Source organism: Streptomyces sp. NPDC001781, assembly GCF_053596035.1.
The window spans coordinates 1-1,521 of sequence record NZ_JBSFFI010000094.1 but is presented as its reverse complement, the minus strand read 5'-3'; the positions used below and the strand labels follow the sequence as shown (position 1 = coordinate 1,521).

The 1,521-nt window shown below is 75.0% G+C and carries 2 protein-coding genes; both read right to left on the bottom strand.

Annotated features, from left to right (window positions below):
* The coding region (locus ACWCV3_RS28905) for a hypothetical protein (RefSeq protein ID WP_451230323.1) at positions 1-1,060 on the bottom strand (1,060 nt) is incomplete at its 3' end.
* Positions 1,057-1,359, bottom strand: a complete 303-nt coding sequence (locus ACWCV3_RS28900) for a hypothetical protein (RefSeq protein ID WP_451230320.1) — start codon at positions 1,357-1,359, stop codon at positions 1,057-1,059. The genes ACWCV3_RS28900 and ACWCV3_RS28905, both read right to left, overlap by 4 nt.
* Positions 1,360-1,521 lie beyond the last annotated feature (162 nt).

Here is a 1,521-nt window from a genome sequence, read left to right as displayed (position 1 = left end):
GCAGACCGGCCGCGCGCTCCCATGCCTCCCACCACCGCCACTCGTTGCCGGCCAGGCGCAGCCCGTCCGCGACGACCCGGCCGGCTTCGGCCCGCTCGGCGCGCAGGGCCTCGGAGTCCACCAGGCTGCGCAGCTCCCGGTACCAGCGGCGCGGACTGTCCGCGAGGACCCCGGCGCCACGCGCGTGCAGCCTGGCGTACTCGGCGCGCGGCGAGGCCACCCACGGAATGCCGAGCGCGCTCAGCTCCAGCGGCTTCAGCCACGACTTGGCCCGGTTGAACACCGTGTCCGCCAGTGGCGCGATGCCGACCCCGACGCCCTCGGCGATGGCGCCCGGCCAGCCGTAGACGTCCACGCCCGCGCGGCCCCGGGGGTCGCGGGTCAGTCCGAACGCGGCGCCGCAGCCCACCGGGTCGCCGACGATGTGAAAATCCGCGCCCTCCCCGACGAGCCGGGCCACGGCCCCGCCGACGGCCGACGGGTCGTCGGGGTGCGAGGCGAGCGAGGCCGGCCAGCCGAGGACCGTGGAGTCCGCGTGCGGCACGCCGTAGTAGTGGTCGGGCAGGTGGTTGTAGAGGACGTGGCCGCGCCCGTGCCGGGCGTAGCGCTCCAGCAGCGCCGGCGTGGAGACGGTCACTAGCGTGGCGTTCCGACACGCTTCGGCCAGGTGCTGCCACGAGTGCCGGTGGATCTGCCGGGTGGCGCGGTCCAGCTTGCCCGCGAAGCGCGGGTGCATCGACTTGTACGCCGGGTTCCTCGGGTGCACCGTGGACAGGTCGTCGTCCACGTCGATCACTACGGCGATGCCCTTCGCGCGGAGCAGCGGCACCGCCTCGGCCATCCACTGGTGCGTGAGCCGCTGGAAGACGATGACGTCCACGCCGTCCACGTCCAGGACGTCGTCCACGCGGTCGTCGGGGCCGATGCGCAGCTTCAGCCCCCGGTCCTCGGGCGGGCGGATCTCCACGTCGTGCCCGGCCGCCGCGAGGAGCTGCGCGGGCCAGATGATCCGGAACGAGCCGCACCCCGAGGTGTCGGCCGGGTAGCAGACGACTCTCACGCGCCGTTCTCCGTCCGCTCGGGCCAGTGCCAGGTGCCGCCCTCGTGGCCGTCCTCGTCCTGCGGCAGGTTCTCGTTGAAGAACATCCCGGTGGGGTTGAGCACGGCGAGGGACGCGGTCCACTGGCCGTCCGTCCCGTTCGGGCAGCCGTCGAACGGCTCGGCCGTCAGATACTCCGGGACGGCCGTGATGATGGCCGCGCGGCACTGCGCGGTATACGCCTGCGTCCCGTCCTCGCGCACCGGCGTGCCGTGGCTGACGTAGTGGACGACGCGGCCGACGCCCGGGGCCCCGCTCACGCGCCGCTCCCCTTGCGCGGGGTGGGCGCCCCGTCGCCGGTGAGCGCGTTCACCTCGCCGTCGGCCGCCGTCGGCGTCCCGTCCGGCCCGTCGTCGCTCTGCTGCGCCTTGGCGCGGGCTGTGCGGGCGCGGGTGCCCCGCTTGGCGGGCTCGGCGCCCGAC